The sequence below is a fragment of the Bradyrhizobium sp. HKCCYLRH2015 genome (genome assembly GCF_051168215.1).
Classification (GTDB): Bacteria; Pseudomonadota; Alphaproteobacteria; order Rhizobiales; family Xanthobacteraceae; genus Bradyrhizobium.
Genome location: NZ_JBNPUO010000005.1, coordinates 136,810 through 155,837, shown reverse-complemented (window position 1 = coordinate 155,837; position 19,028 = coordinate 136,810). Strand labels below are relative to the sequence as shown.

Genomic DNA, 19,028 nt, shown 5'->3' with positions numbered 1-19,028 from the left:
CCGGGCTCATTCGCGTGCCGCGAATGCCCCGGAATGACGGCGGAAGAATTCGGTTGGCTTCGCGGGCGGTGCGCCTGCCCTCAGCTCGCCTTCACGCTCACGATGAACGCATCGACCTCGCGCTTCAGCGTCTCGGCCTGTTGCGACAGCTCGCCGGCGGCGTCGCGGGCGTCGGTGGCGAGGCGGCCGGTTTCGGCGGAGGTGGAGCTGATCTGGGCGATGTGGTTGGAGACGTCGAGGGTGCCGCGGGCGGCTTCCTGGACGCTGCGGGAGATGTCCTGGGTGGCGTTGCGCTGCTGCGAGGTGTCGACCTCGATGCCGGACATGATGGCGCTGATCTCGCTGAGCGTGGTCGAGATGCCGTCGATGGCGCCGCGGGTCTCGGCGGTGATGCCCTGGATGCTGGCGACATGCGCCGAAATCTCGTCGGTCGCCTTGCTGGTCTGGTTGGCGAGGTTCTTCACCTCCGAGGCGACGACCGAGAAGCCCCGGCCGGCTTCGCCGGCGCGGGCGGCCTCGATGGTGGCGTTGAGCGCCAGCAAATTGGTCTGCGAGGCGATCGCCTGCACCAGCTGGACGACGGCGCCGATCTTCTCGGCGGCGTCCGACAGCGAATGGATGGTGTTCTTGCTCTTCTCGGCCTGCGAGGCCGCGCCCTCGGCGCGCTGGGTGGCGTCGGAGACGCGGCGGCTGATGGTGCCGATCGAGCTCGTCATCTCCTCGGTCGAGCCGGCCACGGTCTGGACGCTGCGATTGGCGTGGTTGGCGGCGGCCTCGACCGCATTGGCCTTGGCCGAGGTATCGTTGGCGGCGCGCGACAGGGTCTCGGCATTGCTCTTCAGCCGGATGGCCGACGATGCCACGCTGCCGACGACGGATGCGACGAGGTCGTTGAAGGAATGGATGCGGCCGTCGAGAAAGCGCGAGCGCTCGCCCTGGCGCTGCGCCTCCTGCAGCTCGCGCGCGGTGAGGCGCTGGCGCTCGATGCCGTTGGTCTTGAACACCTCGAGCGCGCCGGCGAGCTGGCCGATCTCGTTGCCGAGGCCGAGGCCGGGAATGGGCGTGTCGTATTTCTGGCCGGCGACGTCGCGCATGGCCGAGACCATCGCGGCGAGCGGGCGCAGGATGCCGTTCTGCACGGCGGCATAGGTCATCAGGCAGACGGCGCTGGCGAACACGGCGATCGCGACGCAGGCCATCAGGAAATAGGAGAACGCCGACTGCGCCTGCTGATAGGTCAGCATCGCATGATCACGGGCGGGACCGCTGAGATTGGCGAAGTCCGACGACAGGCTGGTGATCTGGTTGTTGAGATAGAGCACCGCGATGAAGCCGGTGCCGCCGCCGATCGCCAGGAGCATGAGGAGAGAGGCGACGACGCCTCCCACGAGGAAGCGGATCGTCAGATTGCTGCTGGAGAACATTGGCCTTGCCCGGGTACGTCAGACGGAATGTCAACGCACACTTCCAGACAAAGGTAAAATAAGCTGAAAGCGCGGGTAGGTGCGGAGCACGGGAAAGCGCGGGGTTTTGCGGATCCACGGCGCGTTCCCATTTGCTGCGCTCGCTTCTTACTCGCGACAGCCGGCCTTCGCACCACGCGCTTTCAGCCCGCCTCTCTCCGTCGTCATGGCCGGGCTTGACCCGGCCATCCACGTCGTCCGGCACTTTGGGATCCACATGGATGCCCGGGTCAAGCCCGGACATGACGGAGTAACTAACTGGCAGGGGATCGTGGCGTTAGCGGATCATCATGTCGCCGGCGGCGGCTGCTCGGCGGCCATCAGCGCGGCGAGGCGCGCCTCCTCCTCCGCGGTCAGCTTCGGCGTGGCCTCCGGGCCGCGCTGCCCGCGACGGCGCACCTGCCACCACAGCGCCAGGCCGCCGCCGAGCAGCAGCACCGGCGGCAGCAGCCACAGCAGCAAAGTCTGGCGCTCGAAGCGCGGCTTCAGCAGCACGAACTGGCCGTAGCGCGCGACCAGGAAATCCAGCACCTGATTGTCACTGTCACCGGCGGCGAGCCGCTCGCGCACCAGGAGGCGCAGGTCGCGCGCCAGCGGCGCATCGGAATCGTCGATCGACTGGTTCTGGCAGACCATGCAGCGCAGCTCGCGCGACAGCGCGCGGGCGCGCTGCTCCTTGGCGGTGTCCGACATGACCTCGTCGGGCTGCACGGCATGCGCCACCGGCGAGCTCAACAGCAGCAGCGCGAGCGCGAGGAGGCTGAGACTGCGTCGCATCCGCCCTACTCCGCCGGCTGCAGCGCGCGCGCGGCACGTGCCGGCCGCGGCGCGCCGACGCGCAGGCGCCGGTCGGACAGCGACAGCAGGCCGCCGAACGCCATCAGCACCGGACCGAACCAGATCAAGAGCACCAGCGGCTTGTGATAGATGCGCACGGCCAGCCCGCCGTCGGCGGTGGCATCGCCGAGCGAGACGTAGAGCTGGCTGACGCCGCGGGTCATCAGCGCGGCTTCCGTCGTCGACATGCCGCGCGTGGCGAAGCTGCGCTTGCTCGGCGTCAGGACGCTGAGCTGCCTGCCGTCCTGGCTGATGACGAAGGTGCTGACGACCTCGCTGAAGTTCGGGCCCTGGCGCTGGCTCATGCCGTCGAACTTGATCTGGTAGCCGGCGAGATTGCGGACGTCGCCGGGACGCAAGGTCGAGATCAGCTCGCTGTTCCAGGTGGTCTCGCAGACGATGCCGAGCAGCGCGACGCCGAGGCCGGCATGGGCGAAGGCGGTGCCCCACACCGAGCGCGGCAGGCCGCGGGTCCGGTGCAGCGCGGTCTTGAACGGCACGCGGGCCACGCCGGTGCGCTCGACCAGATCGACGACCGAGCCGGTGATGACGAACACGCCGAGGCCGATGCCAACAGGCGCCAGCGCGCTGCCGCCGCGCGCCCAGGCCCAGACGATCGCGATCGCCACCAGCGCCGTGACGCCGGCCGCGAGCAGCCGCTGCGTCGCCGCGACGAGGTCGCCGCGCTTCCACGCCAGCATCGGGCCGAACGGCACCATCAGCAAGAGCAGCGCGAACAAGGGGCCGAAGGTGATGTTGTAGAACGGCGCGCCGACCGAGAGCTTGAAGTCGAGCGCCTCCATGATCACCGGGTACAGCGTGCCGAACAGCACGGTGGCGCAGGACACGGTGAGCAGCAGGTTGTTCAAGACCAGCGCGCCCTCGCGCGAGATCGGCGCGAACAGCCCGCCCTGCTTCAGCGCGGTGGCGCGGCCGGCGAACAGCGTGAGGCTGCCGCCGATGAACAGCACGAGGATGCCGAGGATGAACACGCCGCGGGTCGGATCGCTGGCGAAGGCATGGACCGAGGTGATGACGCCGGAGCGGACCAGGAAGGTGCCGAGCAGAGACAGCGAGAAGGTCAGGATCGACAGCAGGATGGTCCAGACCTTGAGCGCGTTGCGCTTCTCCATGACGACGGCGGAATGCAGCAGCGCGGTGCCGGCGAGCCAGGGCATCAGCGAGGCGTTCTCGACCGGATCCCAGAACCACCAGCCGCCCCAGCCGAGCTCGTAATAGGCCCAGTACGAGCCCATGGCGATGCCGAGCGTCAGGAAGATCCAGGCCATCAGGGTCCACGGCCGCACCCAGCGCGCCCAGGCGGCATCGATGCGGCCTTCGAGCAGGGCCGCGATCGCGAACGAGAACGAGATCGAGAAGCCGACATAGCCGAGATAGAGCATCGGCGGATGCACCGCGAGGCCGATGTCCTGCAAGACGGGATTGAGGTCGCGGCCCTCGATCGGCGGGTTGGCGAGGCGGGCGAACGGATTCGAGGTGGTCAGGATGAACAGATAGAACGCGGTCGCCACCCAGGCCTGCACCGCGAGCACGCGGGCGCGCAAGGACAGCGGCAGGTTGTTGCCGAACATCGCGACCATGGCGCCGAACAGCGCCAGGATCGACACCCACAAGAGCATCGAGCCTTCGTGGTTGCCCCAGACGCCCGTGATCTTGTAGAGCAGCGGCTTCATCGAGTGCGAGTTCTCGAACACGTTGGCGACGGAGAAATCCGAGGTCACGTGCAGGGTGACCAGCGCGATGAAGGAGAGACCGGCGAACAGCAATTGCGCCAGCGCGGCCGAGCGGCCGACATTCATCAGGGCGACGTCACGTTGATGCGCGCCGAGCATCGGCACGGTGGACTGGATCAGCGCCAGCGCGAGCGCCAGCACCAGGGCGTAATGTCCGCTCTCTGCAATCACTGCGTCGCTCCTGCCGCCGTCTTCTCGGCGCCTTCGCGCATCGACACCGGGCTTGGCGTGGCTACGCCGGCTGGCGTGGCTGCGCCGGCTGGCTTGGCCGCCGCGCCGGGCTTGCCGTAATCGTCCTTCCAATGGCCCTGCTTCTTCAGGGCATCGGCGACTTCCTTCGGCATGTAGGTCTCGTCATGCTTGGCGAGCACGGTGTCGGCCTTGAACACGCCGGCGGCATCGAGCGCGCCCTCGGCGACGACGCCCTGCCCTTCGCGGAACAGATCCGGCAGAATGCCCTTGTAGGCGACCGGCAGCTTGGCGCCGCCATCGGCCACTTCGAACGTCACGGCGAGATCGTCGCCCTTCTTCAGCGAGCCCGGCTGCACCAGGCCGCCGAGCCGGAAGCGCTTGCCCGGGCCGATATGCTTTTCCGCCACCATGGTCGGTGTCGAGAAGAACACGATGGAGTCGCGCAGCGCATTCAGCACCAGCCCGGCCGCGACCGCGAGCACGAACAGCGCCCCGCCGATGATCGTCAAACGCCTCTGCTTGCGTGTCATCCCTTGATCCCGTTGGCGGCGGAAGCGCCGCTCATCCATCCAAGCCGAAAGTCTTCACACCCTCGTTGAGCTGCCGCAACCGCTCGGCATCGCCGGACACCGCCTGCCGCGCCTCCGACAGCGCCCCCTTGGCCTTGTCGAGATCGCCCATCACGACATAGGCGCGCACCAGGCGCAGCCAGCCCTCGACGTCGTCGCCATTCTGCTTCAGCCGCGCCGCCAGCCGGTCGACCATGCCGCGGATCATCGTCTCGCGATCGCCTGCGCTCATGTCCTTGGCCGCGGCGATCGTCTCGCTCGGCAGCGCCGGCACCTCGCCGCCGCCGACGCGGGCCAGCGCCGCCGTCACCAGCGGCCGCCATGGCGCATCCGCGGGCGCCTTGCCCAGCATCGCCCGCCAGATCGCGCTCGCCTCGTCCTTGCGGCCGTCCTGCTCGGCGGCGAGACCGAGATAGTAGTTCGACTTCGGCTCGTCGGCCTCGAGCGCATGGGCGCGCTCGAACTCCGCCTTGGCCTCGGCGGTGACGACGCCGCCGGCGGCCGCGGTGATCATCTCGCCGAGATCGGCGCGCTTGGCCGCACCGTCGCCGGCATAGGTGATCATGTTGCGATAGGCCCGAATCGCGTCATCGGTGCGGCCGAGCCGCGCCAGCACCGGGGCGAGCACGGTCCAGCCGCGGCCATCGGTCGGGTTCTTCTGCAGGTGCTGCTCGACCTGCGCCACCAGCGTTTCCAGCGGCTGCGTCCCGTTGGGCGCCGCGCGGGCGGTGAGCGGGAAATCCGGCAGTTGCGGCGAGCCGAGCGGGAGGTAGACCGCGAGCGCCACGATCGGCACGCCGATCAGCGCCAGCACCGCCGACGCGCGGCGCAGACCGAGGCTCGGCTTCACCGCAGCCTCGTCCTCCTGGTCGGCCGCGGCCAGAAGGCGGCGGCTGATCTCGACCCGGGCCGCCTCGGCCTCGACCTTGCCGATCAGCCCGGTCTCGACGTCGCGCTCGATCTCCGCCAGCTGGTCCTTGTAGACGGCGACCTCGCGCCCGTCCGACGCGGCCCGCGCGCCCAGCCCGAGCGGCAGCAGGACGGCGAAGATCGCCGCGGCCGTCATCACGGCGAACACGAACCAGAGAGTCATCGGACAGGGTTCCAGTCAGCGCCTACCGGCAGGCGCGCCTCGGGCCGCTTTTAACCAGCACCGTTCCCGGCGGCAATTCACATTTGCCGCCGTGGTAGCCCAGCCGTCCGAGCCGAAAAACTCAGGACAATTACGTAATTAGGGGACCTCGAACTCGGCGCTCTTGGCGAGATAGCTGCCGTGCCCGTTCAGGGCCACCAGGAAATAGGTCCCCGGCCGGACATGGTCGGTGAGCCTGATCCGCAGCGACCCGACCGGGACCGGAGAGGCGATGGTGGTGACGGGATCGGGGAGTGGCGCCCCGCTCGTCTTGTCGACGAGCACGACCTTGGCCTTGATCATGAGGTTGCGATAGGTCGCGCGCACGACGCGGTTCTCGACCTCGACGAAGTTGATGACGGAAATCATGGTCTTGATGAAAACGGATGGAACCTGGCGGGAACGTATGCGTGGCCCCGGGGCGGGGTCAACCTGAAATTGCAAAAATCAAAACGTGGACAGACTAGCAGAAAATCTCAACCGGCGCGCGAGGATTTTCGCTCGCCGTTCATCGCGTTCTCGGCCGCCCTGCTCATCAATTGGGCGTAGTCGTTGCCGAACAGGACGTGACAGAAGCGGATCGCCGCCGACACCTGCGACTGCCGATAGGCGCGCGCCCGCGCGTCGCCCGAGCGCAGCGACTGCACCAGCGCTTCGGTGGCCTTCTCGACATATTGCTGCAGATCGGAATAGGTCCGCAGCGTCACCTCGTTGATCGCGAGCTCGCTGGCATAGTTGCGGCAGACCGCGACGAACTCGATCAGCGCCGCCACCTCCTCGACCTCGCCGCCGTCGACGCCGGCGCCGGCCGGAATGTCCTTGTCGGCGCGCTGGCGCAGGATGCGGCGGACGCGGCCCGGCACGCTGTCGATCTCCGATTGCAGGGCATTGGAGATGTCGGCGCGGATCGCGGTGAGCTGCTTGCCCCAGTTCGATTCCGAGCGCAGGTCGAGCTCAGTGCGCAGGCCGCGAACGCCGTCATGCAGCGTCTTCAGCGTATCGCCGAGATTGGAGAAATGACCGCGCCGGATGTCGGCGCGCAGCACCGAGGCGAGGCCGGCGAGATCGTTGAGCGCGATGGTGACGGCGACGCCGAACGGGGTCGCCGCCACGCGGATCTCATCGTCCGATGCCGCGATCTTGGTGGCGAGCCGGATGATCTGCCAGGGCGCGGCGAGCCGCTGCATCACCAGCGACAGTGCGAACGGCAGCATCGAGGGCGTCTGCAGTGACGGCACGTTGATGGCTTCGGTGACCGAGGCAATCTGCGAATCGCCGAGCACGCGGATGATGCCGGGCAGCCGGCCGTTGAGGCCGTCGAGCGCCTCGCGATTCTGCAGCACCAGCCCGATCGGCAGCAGATCCTCGATCACGCTGGGTGCGCCGATGCGGGCGAGCGCGCGCTGGCGGTCGCCGGTCGCGTTGGGGCCGACGAGGTTCATCAGCGCCTCGGCGGCGGCGCGCTGCAGCTTGCGTGCGGCCATCTCGACCTCGCGCGAACTGTCGCCGGCGACCGACATCGCGGCCTCGAATTCGGCGTAGCGCTCCGGCGCGCCTTCGCGGCCGAGCCACTGCCAGACCGGCAACAGCGAGGCACGGCGGATCTGGCCGGGACGGAGAGGACCGGTGGAATCGGTGAGGAACGGGTCGAGCGGCCGGAACAGCCGACGCGGGCCATCGCCACTCTGGCGGCGCTCCTCGCGGGCCGGCGGACGAGCGACCTCGATGGCGGGTTGGGGACGCACGGGATCCAATGTTGGAGCGGGAGCCGGCGGCGCGACGGGCCGCACCACCTTGCGCAACTGCTCGAGCACCAGGGTCGCCACGGCGACGTCCTGGCCACGCTCGATGGCGCGCTCGAATTCGCGCATCAGGAGCGACTGCGCGTTCGGCGGCAGCTGCCCGAGATATTCCCTTAACCGCTCGTGAGCTGTCTGACCCATGCGCCGGCGTGCAAATTTCCACGGCGAGAGCGCACATCGCGCACCCCTGCCCGGACCATACGGTCCGCGGTATTAAGAACACCTTTAGGATGGCGAAATTCGCCGCCCCGTCAAACGCCGGGCAATCTCAGCTCCGCCCGCAGTCCCCCGGTCGGGGCATCGCCCAGGGTCAATCGGCCGCCATAGAGCGCGGCCAGATCGGTGACGATCGACAGCCCGAGCCCCGACCCCGGCTTGGATTCGTCCAGCCGCTGGCCGCGCCGCAGCACCTGGGCACGCTCGGCGGCCGAGAGGCCACGGCCATCGTCATCGACCACGATCCGCAGCATCGGCGAGGCCCCGGACTGGGCCGGCGGCTCCACGGTGAGCTCGACCGAGACTCGCGAGGTCGCCCATTTGCAGGCATTGTCGACCAGATTGCCGACCATCTCCTCCAGATCCTGGCGCTCGCCACGAAACCTCGCCGCGGGATCGGCGGTCGCCGCAACCACGATGCCGCGGTCGCGGTAGATCTTTTCCATGGTGCGGCGCAGCGCCTCGATGGCCGGCGCCACCTCGGTCACGGTGGACACGATGGTGACGCGCGCGGCGATCCGCGCCCGCTCGAGGTGGTGGGCGACCTGGTCGCGCATGACGTCCGCCTGCTCCATCACCTTGGCGGCGAACGGGTCCGCCGCATGGGTCGCCGCTTCATTCACGATGACCGAGAGCGGCGTCTTGATGGCATGGGCGAGATTGCCGACATGCGTGCGCGCCCGCTCGACGATCTCGCGATTGGCATCGATCAGGGCATTGGTCTCGCGGGCCAGCGGCGCGATCTCCACCGGGAACTCCCCTTCCAGCCGCTCGGCGCGCCCGGACCGGATGTCGGCGATCGATTCGGAGATGCGTTTCAGCGGCGCGAGGCCATAGCGGACCTGGAAGATGGTCGTGAGCAGCAGCACGATCCCGAGCGCGGTGAAGGTGCCGCCGAGGTAGTAGTCGAAGCTGCGGGTCTCGTCGAAGATCTCCGAGGCATCGCCTGCGACGCTGACCAGGAACTTGCCGTCGGAGCCGAGATCCACCGGGCGCTCGACCATGCGCAGGTCCTGGTTCTCCGGCCCCTCGACATAGCCGATCCGGATCCCGGCCGCCGTCAGCTCGATCCCCTGCTCCTCCAGCTTGGGCAGCTTCTTGTCCCACAGCGAGCGCGAGGCCCGTACCTCCGGCTTCTCGGCGTCGGTACGGGTGATCTGCCAGTACCAGCCGGACAGCGGCAGCTCGAACAGTGGCTCGCCCAATGACTGGAATTGGCGGTCCGGCGGATCGTCGGGGGTGGCGACCTCAGCGATCAGGGTGCGCAGATAGAGATTGAGCCGGCGATCGAAGGCGCGCTCGGTCGCGTTGCGATACACCGAGGACAGCACGATGCCGGTGATGGCGAGAATGACCACGAGCCACGCGGTCGCGGACAGGAACAACCGGGTGGCAAGTGAGCTCTGGCGCATGACCGCAAACTAGCGAAACGGCCGGCGCCCGGCCACCGCGAATGGCTGGCTCCGGAAACGGATCAGGCGCCTGCGGCCGGCGGCGGGGTCAGCAGATAGCCGAGGCCGCGCACGGTCTGGATGACGTCGCAGTCGAGCTTCTTTCTGATGCGGCCGACGAACACCTCGATGGTGTTCGAGTCGCGGTCGAAGTCCTGGTCGTAGAGATGCTCGACCAGCTCGCTGCGCGAGACGACGCGGCCGGAATGATGCATCAGATAGGACAGCAGGCGGTATTCGTGTGAGGTCATCTTGACGGGGTTGCCCGACACGCTGACCTTGCCGGTGCGGGTGTCCAGGGTGACCGGCCCGCAGGTCAGCTCGCTCTGGGCGTGGCCGGCCGAGCGGCGCAGCAACGCGCGGATGCGCGCCAGCACCTCTTCGAGGTGGAAGGGCTTGGCAACGTAGTCGTCGGCGCCGGCGTCGAAGCCCTGGACCTTGTCGCTCCAACGGTCGCGCGCGGTGAGAATCAGGACCGGCATCGCCCGGCCATTGCGGCGCCACGCCTCCAGCACCGAGATGCCGTCCATCTTGGGCAGGCCGATGTCCAGCACGACAGCGTCATAGGGCTCGCTGTCTCCCAGATAGTGCCCTTCCTCCCCATCGAACGCACGGTCCACGACGTAGCCGGCGTCGCTCAGGGCCGTGGTGAGCTGACGGTTGAGATCCGGATCGTCCTCGACAACGAGCAGACGCACGCTTGCCTCCAAAGCTGAACTGCACGATTTCCGCCCTCAAGATGAACCGGAAGGCCGTGAACCGTGCATGAACGGAACCCGAGCGACCAGGTTACTTTTTGGTCATCTCGATCGGGACCGCCGGCAGGGGCCGACAGAATTGGGGCGGATATAAGCTCCGGGACACCACGATGAAAAGCCCGGCCATGGGAATGGCCGGGCTGGATTTCGTGACCAGGCGAAGGGCGTCGGCCGCGGCGTCACGCAGCCGGCCGACCTCGCGATGTGCCTCTCAGGTGTGGAAGAACACGAACCACACGAGGCCCAGGACCAGCAGTGCCAGCCCCGTCGAGATGGCCAGCATCGCCAGGACCGACGGGCCGGGCTCGCCCTGCCGCGCTTCGGTTGGAGTTTCGACGATCTGCGACCCTCGTCTTGTTGCCATGGCGCCCTCAGCTCGCTGCTGTTCGATATCGAGCGCGGTATCGCGCTCCCTCACTTGCTCCCGTTGGCAACGTCGACCGCCAGATGATGTTCCGGGACGGACACGGCTGCGACCAGTTAACGCCGCTCTCAGAATCTGCAGCTACGCTTGTTGAATCCGGGGCCTGCGGTGTTATCCTCGCGGCAGCTACCGACAACTATGTCCGCAGCAGCCCGGTCCCGGGGGAGCACGCCCGTCAGTTTGCAGTTGAGTGGAGTTGAGGAATGGCCCCGCGCGCCAATTGGAAGGGTTTTCTGCGCCTGTCGCTCGTGACCTGTCCGGTCGCGCTCTATCCGGCGACGTCCGAGTCCGAGAAGGTCTCCTTCAACCAGATCAACCGCAAGACCGGCCACCGCATCAAATACAGCAGGGTCGACGCCGAGACCGGCGAGGAAGTCGCCAGCGACGACATCGTCAAGGGCTACAAGGTCGACACCGACACCTACATCGAGGTCACCAAGGACGAGCTCGACGACATCGCGCTGGAATCGACGCACACGATCGAGATCGACGAGTTCGTGCCGCGCACCGACATCGACAGCCGCTATCTGATCCGCCCCTATTACCTCGTGCCCGACGGCAAGGTCGGCCATGATGCCTTCGCGGTCATTCGCGAGACCATCCGCAGCATGGACAAGGTCGCGATCGGCCGTGTCGTGCTGACCAACCGCGAGCACATTATCGCGCTGGAGCCGCTCGGCAAGGGCCTGATGGGAACGCTGCTGCGCTACCCCTACGAGGTGCGCAGCGAGGACGAGTATTTCGACGACATCCAGGATGTGAAGATCACCGGCGACATGCTGGATCTCGCCAAGCACATCGTCGAGAAGAAATCGGCCGACTTCCAGCCGGAGACCTTCGAGGATCACTACGAGGCCGCGCTGATCGAGCTCATCAACAAGAAGCGCAGCGGCGTGACGATCGCCGCCAAGATCGCGCCGAAGTCGAGCGGCAACGTCATCAACCTGATGGACGCCCTGAAGCGCAGCCTTGCCGGCGAGGGTGACAAGGCGCCCGCCGCGGCCGCCCCCGCGCCGAAGCCCAAGGCCAAGAAGCCGAAGAAGCGCGTCGAAGGCCAGCGCGAGATGCTGCTGCCGATCAGCGGCAAGAAGGCCAAGGACGAGCCGAAGAAAGCCGAGGAGCCGAAGAAGTCGGACAAGACCGCGCGGACCACCGCACGCTCGCGCAAGGCCAGTTGAGAGCGACCTCCGAACCTTCGCACGGCGTACCGATCCTGTGCATCACGATCGCTCGGCGGCGAGTTCCGAGTGTTGCCGCGGGTTCGCCACCGCGTGTGGCGCCACCGCATTCCGATTGGCGCAGGAAATATCTGCGTTGGTCAGGTAAGTCGATCCGGCGATGGCGATCCGGCGATCAGGCGCGGATTCGTGATCGTTTCGACATCACTTGGATGCTTGCGGAATGATCACGTCGCGCCTAGCTCTGCCCCGCGGGATGGTGATCCGGGCGTCAGCTTCCTGACGGAAGATCGATGTGCCTGATCGGTCGGGACGACGCTGGCGAAGTCGTCCCAGCCGCACGACGCGGCGTATCAAGGGGATGTGGATGTTTCAGCACGATGCGGACCAACGCCGGGCGCAGTACGCCTAGCGATGGCACGGGTTCAGCTGTCCGAGCTCTCCGCTTTCGCAGCCGTCGCGGATTCGTTGAGCTTCACCAAGGCGGCCGCTCATCTCGGCTGCTCCTTGCCGACCATCAGCCAGACCATCAAGAGCCTCGAGGAGCGGCTGGACGTCAGGCTGTTCAACCGGACGACGCGCAGCGTGGCCCTCACCGAGGCCGGCGAGCGCCTGCTGGCGGAGATCCAGCCGATTCTCGAACGGGTCGACCAGGCCATCGAGAGCATCAACGCGTTCCGCGACAAGCCGATGGGCACTCTGCGCCTGACCGTATCGCGTGTGTTCGCCGTGAGAGGGCTCGGGCCCCTGATCAGGTCGTTCCTGGCCGAATACCCGGACATCCATATCGAACTGGCTGTCGACGACACCAACAGTGACATCGTGCGCAATCGCTTTGATGCCGGCATCAGATCCGGACACCGGGTGGAGCGCGACATGAAGGTCATCCGCGTGTTCGACGAGTGCAGCTTCGTTGCGGTTGCCGCCCCCGGCTATCTCGCGGCGCATCCCGCGCCGGCCGTTCCCGAGGATCTCCAGGCCCATAACTGCATCCGGCATCGGGTCCCTGCCGACGATACGCTGCAGCCCTGGATCTTCGAAAAGGGCGGCGAGCGCACCGAGATTGCCGTGGACGGCTCTCTTATCGTCAACGACTTCGATCTCGCGCTGAATGCCGCGCTCGACGGCATCGGCGTTGCTTATCTGGTCGAGCCGATGATCGAGTCGCATCTGGCCGAAGGACGGCTGATGCGGCTGCTGCCCGGCTGGCGCTACGCGACGCCCGGACTGTTCCTGTATCATCCGAGCCGCCGGCAACCGCCGATGCCGCTGCAGGTCTTTCTCGACTTCGTCAAGCGCTGGCGCAGCGGCGTCACGCTGGACGCAATGTCGCGCGCGGCGGATTACGATGCACGCGGGTTGGTAGCAGCGACGTCACACCGAGCGTCGATGCACGTCGAGCCGAACCGCCGTTGATATCTCACGTGTGGCCTGAGAATCTTCGCGCGTCACCGACGGCGCCGCGGAAGCACAATGACGTGCGCAGTTTGCGCTGAGCGCCCGGGATTGTTCGGGATTCCCATCTAGCCTATTCACGATTATCACCATTAACAAATCGACACCGCGAGGCCAAAACCGCGGCGTCACTGCGTCGATGCTGGTGCGTGCGAGCAGCGTGTTAACGACGATCGAGTGGGCTTCGAACAAGGCAGAGCACATTCATCAAATCGAAATTGGCTCATGCACACTTCATTCAACCATTCCGCCGGTCGCGCCGATCGAGCCGTCGTCGGAATCAGAGGTGTGAGAGCGGCAATCTGGCGAAGCCAGAGGCGACACGCGGGGGGCCGTGTGCATCGCCGTCAACCGGAGAAACGGAAATGAAGACGTTGAGGGGCCTGCTTCTCGGAACGGGAGCAGTGATACTGTCCGCCGCTGCGGCTCAGGCCGCGGATCTTCCGCTGAAGGCCAAGGCCGTCGAATATGTGAAGGTGTGCTCGCTCTACGGCACGGGCTTCTACTACATTCCCGGCACCGACACCTGCATCAAGCTCGGCGGCTATCTGCGTGCCGAGACCGCGCTGTGGACCAACAGCAACTATGGTGGCGCCTATTCGGGGCAGGCCGGCGCCGACAACCGCCTGAGCAATCGCTACCAGACTCGCTCGCGCCAGGATCTGAACATCGATACACGCACCGCGACCGAATATGGCGTGGTGCGCACCTACTTCGAAACCGTGCTGAACTGGACCTCGGGCTCCTACGGCGGCACCGGCGCCGGCGCGACGTCCTACACCGGCGACGCCATCTCGGGCGGCATCGTCGGCGTCTACTACGCCTTCATCCAGTTCGCCGGCTTCACGATGGGCAAGGCGGTGTCGACCTTCGACGCGCCCTGGACCAATTATCCCGGCAACAATTTCGACGGCCTGGTCGGCGGCAGCGGCTCCAACAACGGCGTCAACCAGTTCACCTACACCGCCGATTTCGGCCAGGGCATCACCGCCGCGATCTCGCTGGAAGACCAGACGCAGTTCTTCACCACCAACATCTGGAACACCTCCGGCATCACCGCGGCTGGCGTGCTCGGTGGCAATTACGGCTCGAGCGCCTTCGGCGGCACTGTCGCGCCCGACATCATCGGCATGGTTCGCGTCGACCAGGCCTGGGGCCTCTTCCAGGCATCGTTCGCCGCGCATGACAATCATGCCGCCTATTACGGTGCGGCCGAGACCTCGGGTCACCCCTCCGACAAATGGGGCTGGGCCGCGCAACTGGCGCTGTCCATCAAGAACATCCCCACCGGTCCGGGCGACGTCGTCAACCTGCAGGCGGTCTACACCGACGGCGCGAGCCGCTACAACTTCCAGAGCCTCGCCAACACGACCTATTCAATGTACGGCAGCACGGGCGTGGCCGGCGCCTATCAGAGCATCGGCTTCGCCGGCGTCGGCGACGCGGTGTTCGGCACCGGCACGGGCCTGTCGACCGTGCAGACCTGGGGCATGCGCGGCGCCTTCACCCACAATTGGGATCCGCGCTGGAATACGGCGCTGTATGGCGCCTATGCCCAGGTGAAGTATGGTCAGACGGGCTCGGCTCTCGTCTGCGCCGGCATTGCCGCCACTGGCATGCTCACGGCGGGCTCGACCTGCAATCCCGACTTCAATCTCGGTCAGATCGGCCTCATCACCCGATGGACGCCAGTCAAGGGCCTGACCTTCTCGGCCGACGTGACCTACAGCCACCTCGACCAGAAATTCTCGGGCACGGCCATTGCTCCGGCCGTCACGAGCACGGCCAAGCCGGCCGCGACCTACCAGCTCAAGGACCAGGACACGGTGAGCATGCTGCTGCGTGCCCAGCGCAACTTTTGAAGCTGGGCCGTTGAACCTCTGACCGCTCGACGAGCTTCCGGCGATGCCCCCGCCGGAAGCTTCGTTCGTGGAGACGAGCGGCGCGTCGCGAGGGATGGGGCGAAATGCGGCAGGCGTCGTGGGGAGCACGACGCCTGTGACGTGTCGGACGGCGATGATCGCCGCGCTGACCTGATCGCGCGGCGGCGTGACCGGCCGGCTACTTGATCGAGGTGTTGATCGCGGTGAACTTGCTGCTCAGCCCCGAGCCCAGGCCATTCACGGCCGCCAGGATCACGATGCTCAATCCACCGGCAATGATGGCGTATTCGATCGAGGTCGCGCCAGCCTGATTCTTCAGGAAGCTCGCAATCAACTGCCGCATCTACCTCTCCGGTCGGGCTCGATCATGGGATCGCGCCGGAACGGCGCGCGCAGGCCGGGACGGACGCCCCAGCGAAAACCCTCGGTCATCCGCTTGAACAATCAGTTAACCCGATCAGGTACCTGGCGGGCCCGCCGCGCCGGCCCCCGGCCCCGCCCTTGCTCTCTGATCCGGCACGCAGCCGCGCCGCCGACTGATCCGCAAACATCTGGATTGATTGAGCTTTATTTTCTGCCTGCCACGCCTTCGGCAGGCCGGCCCGGCCATCGCCGAGCTCGGCCCTTGCCCGGACATATTGAGAAAAAATTCGGTCGGCCCGGGGAGACGCCGGCCGCATGATCTGCGTCAACGGCCATGGCGCGGACGGGCTTAAGGGGTATCCTGGCCGCCATGAGCACAACAGATTCCGCCCGTCCCCAGCTCAAGATCCGCAGCGTCGCGCTCGACACCGGCCGCGAGAACGTGGTCGTGATCTCCCGACGCTCGAAGGCGTTGCGGCCCGAGGTCTTCCGCGGCTTCAGCCGCGTCGAGCTGCGCTGCAACTCGCGGACGCTGCTGGCGACCCTCCTGATCACCGACGACGATGCGCTGGTCGGCCCCGACGAGATCGGCCTGTCGGAGCCGGCGATGCGGCGCTTCGCGGAAGCCGCCGGCACGCTGGCGACGGTGTCGCCGGCGACCCCGCCCGAGAGCCTGGAAGCGGTGCGTGCCAAGATCCGCGGCGAGACCCTGAGCGACCAGGCGATCGCGGCCGTGATCGACGACCTCGCCCACTACCGCTACTCGGACATGGAGATCGCCGCCTTCCTGATCGGCTCAGCCAGCTTCATGAGCTCCGGCGAGCTGCTGGCGCTGACCCGCGCGATGGCCAATGCCGGCACGCAGTTGAAATGGCCCGAGCCGATCGTGGTCGACAAGCACTGCATCGGCGGCATCCCCGGCAACCGCACCTCGATGGTGGTGGTGCCGATCGTCGCCGCCCACGGCCTGACCATTCCAAAAACCTCGTCGCGCGCGATCACCTCGCCGGCCGGCACCGCCGATACGATGGAGGTGCTGGCGCGGGTGAATGTGGGCGCCGACGAGATGAAGTCGATCGTTGCGGCCTGCAATGGCTGCATGATCTGGGGCGGCCACGTCAATCTGTCGCCGGCCGACGACGTCCTGATCTCGGTCGAGCGCCCGCTCAGCCTCGACACCCGTGAGCAGATGGTCGCCTCGATCCTGTCGAAGAAGCTGGCCGCCGGCTCGACGCATCTGCTGCTCGACCTGCCGGTCGGGCCGACCGCCAAGCTCACCAGCGGCGCGGAGGCGATGCGGCTGCGCAAGCTGTTCGAATTCGTCGGCGACCGGTTCGGGCTCAAGGTCGAGGTGATCACGACCGACGGCCGCCAGCCGATCGGCAACGGCATCGGCCCCGTGCTGGAGGCGCGTGACGTGATGGCGGTGCTGGGCAACGAGCCGTCGGCGCCTGCGGACCTGCGCGAGAAGTCGCTGCGGCTCGCCGCGCATCTGCTCGAATATGATCCGAAGCTGCGCGGCGGCGCCGGCTACAACAGGGCGCGCGAGCTGCTCGACAGCGGCGCGGCGCTCAGGCAGATGCTGAAGATCATCGATGCCCAGGGGCCACCGGAATGCCGCAGCGAGCTCGGCGATCTCGCCTTCGACGTCAAGGCCGAGCACGACGGCATCGTCTCCGCGATCGATTGCCTGCGGCTCAATCGCCTGGCGCGTACCGCCGGCGCGCCGGTGAACAAGGGCTCCGGGATCATGCTGTTCAAGAAGATCGGCGATCGCGTCGACCAGGGTGAGCCACTTTATCGCGTGTTCACCTGCGATCCGTCGGAGCATGATCTGGCCGCAGCCGCAGCCGCCGCCAACCACGGCTATGGCTTCGCCGACGGCGCGAATGGTCGTTCGTGATGAACCGTCAGCAATCGTCGATCCAGAGTTCTCGGGAGACCGCCGCATGAGTGTGACCGTTCGCTTCTGCGGGGCCGCGCATACCGTGACCGGGTCGTGCTGTCTGGTGCGGAGCGGCAAGAGCCAGTTCCTGATCGATTGCGGCCTGTTCCAGGGCCAGAAGACGCTGAAGGAGCTCAACTACGGCGACTTCCCGTTCCGTCCGTCCGACATCGACGCCGTGCTGCTGACGCATGCGCATATCGACCATAGCGGCCTGCTGCCGAAGCTGGTGCGCATGGGCTTCGACGGCAAGATCTTCGCCACCCGCGGCACCATCGATCTCTGCTCATGGATGCTGCCCGATGCCGGCAACATCCAGGAGCAGGAGGTGCTGGCGCTGAACCGCCGCAACATCGCGCGCGGCCGCGGCGAGGTCAGCCCGATCTATACCCAGGCCGACGCCATCGCGGCGATGCAATACTTTCAGCCGGTCGCCTATGAGACCTGGACCGACATCGTGCCGGGCGTTCGCGCCCGCTACTGGAATGCCGGGCATCTGCTGGGCTCGGCCTCGATCGAGATCGAATTCGCAGGACAAGGCGCCGACGGCGCGGCGCTGCGGCTGCTCGCCTCCGGCGATGTCGGGCCCGACGCCAAGCTGCTGCAGCCGGACCCGAAAGCGCCCGAAGGTTTCGACTACGTGATCTCGGAGGCCACCTATGGCGACCGCATTCGCGAGCCGACCACGCCGGAGCTGCGCCGCGGCCGTCTGGCCGGCGAGGTGCGCGACGCGGCGGCAGCCAAGGGCGCGCTATTGATCCCGGCCTTCGCGGTCGAGCGGACGCAGGAGCTGATCGTCGATCTGGTCGGCCTGATGGAGCGCGGCGAGATTCCGGCCGCACCGATCTTCCTGGATTCGCCGCTTGCGATCCACGCCACCGAGGTGTTCCGCGCGCATACCGAGAGCCTCGACGGCGGCAGCGATGTCGGCCGTCTGCTGTCATCGTCGCATCTGCGCTTCACCGAGACCGTCGATGAAAGCAAGGCGATCGCCAAGCTGACCGGCTTCCACATCATCATCGCCGCCAGCGGCATGTGCGATGCCGGTCGCATCCGCCACCATCTCAAGCGCTGGCTGTGGAACAACCGCGCCACCGTGCTGCTGGTCGGCTACCAGGCCAATGGCACACTGGGGCGCTTCCTTCAGGACGGCGTCAAGGCGGTGCGCATCCAGGGCGAGGAGATCAAGGTCGCGGCGCGCATCCGCATGATGGACGACTATTCCGGCCACGCCGACGGCACCGAGATCGCCCGCTGGATCGCGGCCCGCCGTCCGATCGCGCGCGGCCTTTTCCTGTCCCATGGCGAGGAGGCCGCGATCACGGCGCTGGCAGCACGCGTCGCCGAGCGCATCGTGCCGACCGCGAAAGTGTTCTCCCCCCTGCTCGACGACGTCTACGAGCTGACGACCGCGGTGCCGACGCCGCTCGACGTCGCACGCCGGCGGCGGCTGGCGCCGGAGGCGGTCACCCGGCTGGACTGGCACAACGACATGTCCGGCCTGCTGCTCGACATCCACGAGCGGATCGAGCAGGCTGCCGACGACCGCGCCCGCGGCGTCATCATCCGCCGCCTGCGCCGGGCGCTGGAAGAATGATGCGAGCGG

The 19,028-nt window shown here is 67.1% G+C and carries 16 protein-coding genes; 5 read left to right on the top strand and 11 right to left on the bottom strand.

What is annotated here, in order from left to right; genetic code table 11:
- Window positions 1-80: 80 nt before the first annotated feature.
- The 10 genes from ACQR1H_RS14740 to ACQR1H_RS14695 form a co-directional block, all read right to left on the bottom strand.
- On the bottom strand, window positions 81-1,424 hold the full coding sequence (locus ACQR1H_RS14740) for a methyl-accepting chemotaxis protein (protein WP_434907735.1): 1,344 nt from the start codon (window positions 1,422-1,424) through the stop codon (window positions 81-83).
- A 327-nt stretch (window positions 1,425-1,751) separates the two neighbouring features.
- Window positions 1,752-2,240: a cytochrome c-type biogenesis protein gene (locus ACQR1H_RS14735; protein ID WP_434896059.1), complete on the bottom strand. Its 489-nt coding sequence runs from the start codon at window positions 2,238-2,240 to the stop codon at window positions 1,752-1,754.
- 5 nt (window positions 2,241-2,245) lie between these two features.
- A complete protein-coding gene (locus ACQR1H_RS14730; RefSeq protein ID WP_434907734.1) occupies window positions 2,246-4,225 on the bottom strand; it encodes a heme lyase CcmF/NrfE family subunit in 1,980 nt (659 codons plus the stop codon).
- Window positions 4,222-4,776 (bottom strand): cytochrome c maturation protein CcmE, encoded by a 555-nt coding sequence (gene ccmE / locus ACQR1H_RS14725; RefSeq protein WP_434907733.1) that lies wholly within the window; start codon window positions 4,774-4,776, stop codon window positions 4,222-4,224. The genes ACQR1H_RS14730 and ccmE overlap by 4 nt, the downstream gene beginning before the upstream one ends.
- 31 nt (window positions 4,777-4,807) lie before the next feature.
- Window positions 4,808-5,908, bottom strand: a complete 1,101-nt coding sequence (gene ccmI, locus ACQR1H_RS14720) for a c-type cytochrome biogenesis protein CcmI (protein WP_434907732.1) — start codon at window positions 5,906-5,908, stop codon at window positions 4,808-4,810.
- A 138-nt stretch (window positions 5,909-6,046) separates the two neighbouring features.
- Window positions 6,047-6,316, bottom strand: coding sequence for a hypothetical protein (locus ACQR1H_RS14715; RefSeq protein ID WP_315804188.1), 270 nt, complete (start codon window positions 6,314-6,316; stop codon window positions 6,047-6,049).
- 107 nt (window positions 6,317-6,423) lie between these two features.
- The gene (locus ACQR1H_RS14710; protein WP_315804189.1) at window positions 6,424-7,890 is read right to left on the bottom strand and encodes a hypothetical protein; all 1,467 of its coding nucleotides are present in this window, start codon (window positions 7,888-7,890) and stop codon (window positions 6,424-6,426) included.
- Window positions 7,891-8,000: 110 nt separating this feature from the next.
- Window positions 8,001-9,377: a sensor histidine kinase gene (locus ACQR1H_RS14705; RefSeq protein ID WP_316218081.1), complete on the bottom strand. Its 1,377-nt coding sequence runs from the start codon at window positions 9,375-9,377 to the stop codon at window positions 8,001-8,003.
- A 62-nt stretch (window positions 9,378-9,439) separates the two neighbouring features.
- The gene (locus tag ACQR1H_RS14700) at window positions 9,440-10,114 is read right to left on the bottom strand and encodes a response regulator transcription factor (RefSeq protein WP_006614547.1); all 675 of its coding nucleotides are present in this window, start codon (window positions 10,112-10,114) and stop codon (window positions 9,440-9,442) included.
- A gap of 271 nt (window positions 10,115-10,385) precedes the next feature.
- Entirely contained in the window at window positions 10,386-10,538 is a 153-nt protein-coding gene (locus tag ACQR1H_RS14695) for a hypothetical protein (protein WP_009027687.1), read from the bottom strand.
- Between the two features lie 263 nt (window positions 10,539-10,801).
- On the opposite strand from ACQR1H_RS14695, the gene ACQR1H_RS14690 reads away from it, so the two are divergent.
- The 3 genes from ACQR1H_RS14690 to ACQR1H_RS14680 all read left to right on the top strand — a co-directional run bounded on the left by ACQR1H_RS14690 (window position 10,802) and on the right by ACQR1H_RS14680 (window position 15,093).
- Window positions 10,802-11,776, top strand: coding sequence for a Ku protein (locus tag ACQR1H_RS14690; protein WP_434907731.1), 975 nt, complete (start codon window positions 10,802-10,804; stop codon window positions 11,774-11,776).
- Window positions 11,777-12,190: 414 nt separating this feature from the next.
- The gene (locus tag ACQR1H_RS14685; protein ID WP_315804192.1) at window positions 12,191-13,192 is read left to right on the top strand and encodes a LysR family transcriptional regulator; all 1,002 of its coding nucleotides are present in this window, start codon (window positions 12,191-12,193) and stop codon (window positions 13,190-13,192) included.
- Window positions 13,193-13,596: 404 nt separating this feature from the next.
- On the top strand, window positions 13,597-15,093 hold the full coding sequence (locus ACQR1H_RS14680; RefSeq protein ID WP_315804193.1) for a porin: 1,497 nt from the start codon (window positions 13,597-13,599) through the stop codon (window positions 15,091-15,093).
- Between the two features lie 199 nt (window positions 15,094-15,292).
- Here ACQR1H_RS14680 and ACQR1H_RS14675 read toward each other — a convergent pair whose 3' ends face one another.
- A complete protein-coding gene (locus tag ACQR1H_RS14675; protein ID WP_315716136.1) occupies window positions 15,293-15,457 on the bottom strand; it encodes a Flp family type IVb pilin in 165 nt (54 codons plus the stop codon).
- A gap of 390 nt (window positions 15,458-15,847) precedes the next feature.
- Between ACQR1H_RS14675 and ACQR1H_RS14670 the strand changes: the two genes are divergently transcribed.
- Both ACQR1H_RS14670 and ACQR1H_RS14665 read left to right on the top strand, forming a co-directional pair.
- The gene (locus ACQR1H_RS14670; protein ID WP_434907730.1) at window positions 15,848-17,380 is read left to right on the top strand and encodes a thymidine phosphorylase family protein; all 1,533 of its coding nucleotides are present in this window, start codon (window positions 15,848-15,850) and stop codon (window positions 17,378-17,380) included.
- 46 nt (window positions 17,381-17,426) lie between these two features.
- Entirely contained in the window at window positions 17,427-19,019 is a 1,593-nt protein-coding gene (locus tag ACQR1H_RS14665) for an MBL fold metallo-hydrolase (RefSeq protein ID WP_434907729.1), read from the top strand.
- The last annotated feature ends 9 nt before the right edge of the window (window positions 19,020-19,028 follow it).